We start from the raw sequence: 6,000 nt of genomic DNA, 5'->3' as shown, positions 1-6,000 counted from the left end.
AGTGCGCTCGCTTGCGCAGCGTTCGGCGAACGCGGCGAAGGAGATCAAGCAGCTGATCGGCGACTCGGTCGGCAAGGTCGAGGAAGGCAGCCAGCTGGTCGACCAGGCCGGCCGCACGATGCACGAGATCGTGACCAGCGTGAAGAAGGTCACCGACATCATCGCCGACATCTCGGCGGCGTCGCAGGAGCAGAGCTCGGGCATCGAGCAGGTCAACAACGCGATCACGCAGATGGACGAAGGCACGCAGCAGAACGCGGCGCTGGTCGAACAGGCGTCGGCCGCCGCGCGCAGCCTGGAGCAGCAGTCCGAGCAGCTGGTGCAGACGGTCGCGGTGTTCCGCCTCGCGCATTCGGCCCAGGCCGTGCGCGCCGCGCAGGCCACCGTGGTCGAGATGCCCCAGGCCAAGCCCGCGCGCGCGCGCGCCGCCGCACCGGCCGCCAAGCCTGCCGCCCGCAAGGTCCGCGCCACCGCCGCCGCGAACAGCGCGGACGGGGATTGGCAGGAGTTCTGATCCAACAGTTCCACATGCAGTGACTCCCTCCCCTGCCTGCAGGGGAGGGTTGGGGAGGGGTCGCGAAGCCGCAACGCGGCGAGCTCGGCGCTGACGCGCCTCACGACCCCCTCCCAACCTCCCCCTGCGCGCAGGGGGAGGAGCCGGAACGCAGGCGCTTGATCGCACCCACTCCATCACGCCCATGCGTCCTTCCCCGCGCACCTCCGACGACCGCGAATTCACCTTCGACGACCGCGATTTCCGTCGCGTCTGCAAGATGATCCGCGAGTACGCCGGCATCCACCTGCATCCGCACAAGCGCGACATGGTGTACAGCCGTCTCGCTCGGCGCGTGCGCGCGCTCGACCTGGACCGCTTCGGCGATTACCTCGACTACGTCGAGGCCGATCCCGACGCCGAGCTGCAGGGCTTCATCAACGCGCTCACGACCAACCTCACTTCCTTCTTCCGCGAGTCGCACCACTTCGACATGCTCACCGAGCACCTGCGCGCGCATTGCCGCGACGGCGCGTCGATCTGGTGCAACGCCGCCTCCACCGGCGAGGAGCCGTACACGCTGGCGATCACCGCCTGCGAGGCGTACGGCACCATGACGCCGCCGGTGCGCATCCTGGCCACCGACATCGACACCAACGTGCTGCAGACCGCGGCGCGCGGCGTGTACCCGGTGGAACGCATCAACGGTCTGTCGCTGCAGCGACGCCGCCAGTTCTTCCAGCGCGGCAGCGGCGACAACGCCGGCCTGTGCCGCGTGAAGCGCGAACTGCAGGCGCTGATCGAATTCCGCCCGCTCAACCTGCTCGACGACGACTACGGCCTGCGTGGCGGCTTCGATGCGGTGTTCTGCCGCAACGTGATGATCTATTTCGACAAGGCCACGCAGTACCAGGTGCTCTCGCGCATCGCGCCGCTGATCGCCTCCGACGGCCTGCTCTTCGCCGGGCATTCGGAAAGCTTCGGCCACGCGCACGACCTGGTCACCGCGTGCGGACGCACGACCTACCGCCCCGCCGGCCGCAAGTGACCGCCATGAACGTCGCCATCAGCCCCGCCCGCCCCGCCGTCGAACCGGGCAGCTATTTCGATCCGGTCCTGCAGACCGAGGCGATCAAGCTGCTGCCGGCCGACTACCGCGTCACCGACCGCCCGATCGCGCTGGTCACGCTGCTGGGTTCGTGCGTGGCCGCGTGCCTGTACGACCCGCTGGTGCAGGTCGGCGGCATGAACCACTTCATGCTGCCCGGCGGCGAGGCCGGATCGGTGTCATCGCGCTACGGCGCGCACGCGATGGAACTGCTGATCAACGACCTGCTCAAGCGCGGCGCGCGACGCTCGCGCCTGATGGCGAAGGTCTTCGGCGGCGGCAACGTGCTCTCGGGCTTCTACAGCGATCCCATCGGCACGCGCAACGCGAGTTTCGTGCTCGAGTACCTCAGCGCCGAACAGATCCCCGTGATGGCGCAGGACCTGGGCGACATCCACCCGCGCAAGGTCTGCTTCTTCGCGCAGACCGGGCGCACGCTGGTCAAGCGTTTGCCGTCGGCGCGCAACGACGTGATCGTCGACGCCGAACGCGCCTACTACGGTCGCCTCGCCCGCGAGCCGGTCGCCAGCGGCAGCGTGGAGTTGTTCTGAATGAATGCGGTCCGCCTTTCCGAGCGGGGCAATCCCGCCGCGCGTGGCCCGATCCGCGTGCTCGTCGTCGACGACTCGGCGCTGGTGCGCCAGCTGATGACGCAGCTGCTGGAAGAGGATCCCGGCATCCGCGTCGTCGGCAGCGCGGCCGATCCGTACATCGCGCGCGACAAGATCAAGCAGCTCGATCCGGACGTGCTCACGCTGGACGTCGAGATGCCACGCATGGACGGCCTGACGTTCCTGCGCAACCTGATGCGCCTTCGGCCGATGCCGGTGGTGATGGTCTCCACGCTGACCGAGCGCGGCGCGCAGGTCACGCTGGATGCGCTCGCGCTGGGCGCGGTGGATTTCATCGCCAAGCCCAAGCTCGACGTCGCGCGCGGCCTGACCGAATACGCCGGGTTGCTGATCGAGAAGATCAAGCAGGCCGCGAAGGCGCGCGTCGTCGCGCCCGCACCGGTGCGCGCGGGCGAAACCATCGCCACGCCGCCGGTGGCGTATCGCACGACGCACCGGCTGATCGCCATCGGCGCATCCACCGGCGGCACGGAAGCGATCCGCGAAGTGCTCTCGCAGATGCCCGCCGATGCACCGGCGACGGTGATCGCGCAGCACATCCCGGGCGCATTCAGCGCGCCCTTCGCCGATCGCCTGGACCGCCACAGCCGCATGACGGTGATCCACGTCGAACGCGACCAGGAACTGCTGCCCGGTCACGCCTACGTCGCCCCGGGCGGCCGCCACCTGCGCGTGTACCGCAGTGGTGCGCGCTGGCATTGCCGCCTCGGCGACGACGATCCGGTGCGCCGGCATCGCCCGAGCGTGGATGCGCTGTTCGATTCGGTCGCCGAACACGTCGGCGCCAACGCCAGCGCCGCTTTGCTCACGGGCATGGGCGACGACGGCGCGCGCGGTCTGCTCGCGCTGCGCAAGGCCGGCGCGGCCACGATCGCGCAGGACGAAGCCAGCAGCGTCGTCTGGGGCATGCCCGGCGCCGCGGTCGCGCTGGGCGCCGCGCAGGAAACCGTGCCGCTGTCGCTGGTCGCGCAGAAGCTGCTGGCGGGAACGGCGCACGAATGAAAGCTCCCTCCCCTGCTCGCAGGGGAGGGTTGGGGAGGGGTCGCGAAGCCGCGATAGCGGCAAGCTCTTCACAACCACGCGGAAGAGAGTGCTTCTTCCGGATAAGCCATCAGCCGCCACTTCACCCCTCCCCAGCCCTCCCCTGCAAGCAGGGGAGGGAGCAAAAAGCGCACGTCGTCTTACTGGCTGCAAGCGCATGTCGGCAAAACGTCAAAACGCGCAGCACGTCACAGCCACGACACGCCGCGCAAACCAGGCGCTTTTCACCTAAAGCACCGCCCCCGCCCGCCGTTATCTAGGTTGCCCCATTCGGTGAGATCGAAGATGGATTCCCGCGTACTGATTCGCCTTGCAGCACCGCTGGTGCTGACGACCCTGCTCATTGCCGCCGAAGCGATGGAGTGGCCCGCCGCCGTGCAATGGGGAGCCCTCGTCGCCATGACGCTGGCCTGGCTGGGCTTCGCCTGGACGATGCAGCGTCCCAGCCATAACGACGCGGCGATGCTGCGCGAACAGACGCGCCTGCTCGATGACCTGCGCAACTTCGTCAATTCCGAAGTGCAGGGTTCGCGCGGCGAGATCGACCGCACCCGCGTGCTGATCCGCGAATCGGTCGCCAAGCTCGGCACCAGCTTCGAAGCGGTGAACCGCAAGTCGCGCGAGCAGAGCGAAGTGGTCTCGCGCATCATCGACCGCACCGACGGCGAACACGGCGGCGTGGACGTCTCGCGCTTCGCCCTGCAGGCCAGCCAGCAGATGGAACAGCTGGTCGAAGCGCTGGAAGCCGTGAGCGGCCAGAGCACCACGACCGTCACGCACATCGACGCGATGGCAGAGCACCTGGACGGCATCTTCGCGCTGCTGGAAGACGTCAAGTCCATCGCCGACCAGACCAACCTGCTCGCGCTGAATGCCGCGATCGAAGCGGCGCGTGCTGGCGAGGCGGGCCGCGGCTTCGCGGTCGTCGCCGACGAGGTGCGCAACCTGTCCGAACGCTCCACCGCGTTCAACGAACAGATCCGCAAGCTCGCGCACAGCTCGAAGGACGCCATCGCCCGCGTCCGCGACACGGTCACCACGATGGCGTCCCGCGACATGGACCGTTCCCGCGGCGCCCGCGCCGAAGCCGCCGCGATGCTGGAACGCGTGGACGGCATCAACCGTGGGCTGGGCAACGGCATGCGCGAGATCGCCGACTGCGGCCGCGCCATCGACGGCTCCGTCGCCGAGGCCGTGCGTTCGTTGCAGTTCGAGGACATCGCCACCCAGGCCCTGGGCGCGGCCACCACGCACCTGGACCGTCTGAGCGCGATCAACCGCGAAGCCACCGCCCTGCACCAGCTGCTGCACAACGCCGACCGCGCCGACGCCGAAGTCCGCCAGGCCCTGCACCAGCTCGGCCAGCGCATCGCCCAGATGAAGTCCGAGTGGGAGCGTCCGCCTCACAAGGCCGTGATGCAGCAGTCGATGGATGCTGGTAGCGTCGAACTCTTCTGATCCTCCACATGACGGGATGAACCAGATCCCTCCATCGCCGACGGGACCCACCGGGTCTCCAGGGCACACCCCGGACGGGCGCGCAGGTTTGCGCGCCCGTTTGCGTGGGCGCAACGGGTTCCTGCTGTCGCTGGCGATGGCCGCGCTTGCCGTGGTGTGGATGGCGCTCGTCGCGCCCGCACTGGCGCTGGAACTGCGCCGCTTCTTCGGCGATGCCGCGCACTGGATCGCCAATGCGCTGTCGCTGCCGCTGGTGGCGGTGCTGCTGTTTGCGATGCTGCGGCGCACGTGCTCGGACACGCGGGAGGTCGAACTGGCCGCGCACCTGCAACGCCAGCAGGAAGAACTGCACGCGCTCAACGCGCGCTTGATCGACGTGCAGGAAAACGAACGCCGCACGCTCTCGCGCGAACTGCACGACGACATCGGCCAGGCGATCTCGGCGATGAAGATGTCGGCGACGTCCCTCGAAGGCGAGGACGAGGCCGGCCGCCGCGAGATCGTCGAGGAGATCGTCGGCATCGCCGATTCGACGATCGCCAAGCTGCGCGACCTCTCGATCCTGCTGCGTCCGCCCCAGCTGGACGCGCTGGGCCTGGTCGCCGCGCTGCGCTGGCAGTGCGAGCGGCTCTTCCGCCGCGGCGGCACGCCCGCGCTGGAGCTGGACCTCGCGCCTTTGCTGGATCGCCCGGATCCCAGGGTCGAACTGGCGTGTTTCCGCATCGCGCAGGAAGCGCTGACCAACGTGCTGCGCCATTCCGGCGCGACGCAGGTGACGGTGCTGCTCGCGCCCCGTGGCGATCAGATCCTGTTGTCGATCATCGACGACGGCCGCGGCTTCGATCCCGACCACGTTCACGGCCTGGGCCTGATCGCGATGCGCGAACGCGCCACGCACCTGGGCGGCACCTTCGACATCGAAACGGTGCCGGGCGCGGGGACGTGCATACGGGCGTGCTTGCCGGTGCGGGTGGGCGACGCGCGTTAGTAGGGCGGCGTGCGTTCGTAGGGCGGCATGCGTTCACAGGCTGCGTGCGTTCGCAGGCGGAGCATCTCGGCTAACAGATGTCGTCATCCCGGCGAAAGCCGGGACCCAGGCCCGTACATTTCGGGCACTCCGCGTGAGGTGAACCACATCACCGTCATTCCAGCGAAAGCTGGAATCCACCTTGATCCTGGGCTTCGACGCGCGAAGCAACATCCCAGCGCTGTGCCGCAACGACGGTTCAACGCCATTCCTCCGTTGCCCCTCCCCGGCCCGAACGCAT

Annotated in this window: 6 protein-coding genes; all 6 read left to right on the top strand. The window is 68.7% G+C overall.

Annotated features, from left to right (window positions below; translation table 11 throughout):
* Positions 1-514 (top strand): methyl-accepting chemotaxis protein (locus DX912_RS18060; protein ID WP_233433648.1); only part of this gene is annotated, 514 nt, incomplete at its 5' end.
* 184 nt (positions 515-698) lie between these two features.
* Entirely contained in the window at positions 699-1,541 is an 843-nt protein-coding gene (locus DX912_RS18055) for a CheR family methyltransferase (protein ID WP_115845002.1), read from the top strand.
* A gap of 17 nt (positions 1,542-1,558) precedes the next feature.
* Complete coding sequence (gene cheD / locus DX912_RS18050) at positions 1,559-2,152, top strand: chemoreceptor glutamine deamidase CheD (RefSeq protein WP_386840401.1); 594 nt, start codon at positions 1,559-1,561, stop codon at positions 2,150-2,152.
* Positions 2,153-3,235: a protein-glutamate methylesterase/protein-glutamine glutaminase gene (locus DX912_RS18045; protein WP_115844998.1), complete on the top strand. Its 1,083-nt coding sequence runs from the start codon at positions 2,153-2,155 to the stop codon at positions 3,233-3,235.
* A 324-nt stretch (positions 3,236-3,559) separates the two neighbouring features.
* Positions 3,560-4,732 (top strand): methyl-accepting chemotaxis protein, encoded by a 1,173-nt coding sequence (locus DX912_RS18040; RefSeq protein ID WP_115844996.1) that lies wholly within the window; start codon positions 3,560-3,562, stop codon positions 4,730-4,732.
* A gap of 88 nt (positions 4,733-4,820) precedes the next feature.
* Positions 4,821-5,720: a sensor histidine kinase gene (locus DX912_RS18035; RefSeq protein WP_181902893.1), complete on the top strand. Its 900-nt coding sequence runs from the start codon at positions 4,821-4,823 to the stop codon at positions 5,718-5,720.
* The last annotated feature ends 280 nt before the right edge of the window (positions 5,721-6,000 follow it).

The organism is Lysobacter soli (genome assembly GCF_003382285.1).
Lineage (GTDB): Bacteria > Pseudomonadota > Gammaproteobacteria > Xanthomonadales > Xanthomonadaceae > Lysobacter_J > Lysobacter_J soli.
The sequence above is the reverse complement of the archived record's forward strand: the minus strand, read 5'-3'. Positions and strand labels throughout refer to the sequence as shown.

Excerpts from the sequence above, each read along its gene's own strand:
- DX912_RS18040 (WP_115844996.1), top strand. The coding sequence starts at position 3,560 with ATGGATTCCCGCGTACTGATTCGCCTTGCAGCACCGCTGGTGCTGACG.
- DX912_RS18055 (WP_115845002.1), top strand. The coding sequence starts at position 699 with ATGCGTCCTTCCCCGCGCACCTCCGACGACCGCGAATTCACCTTCGAC.
- DX912_RS18045 (WP_115844998.1), top strand. The coding sequence starts at position 2,153 with ATGAATGCGGTCCGCCTTTCCGAGCGGGGCAATCCCGCCGCGCGTGGC.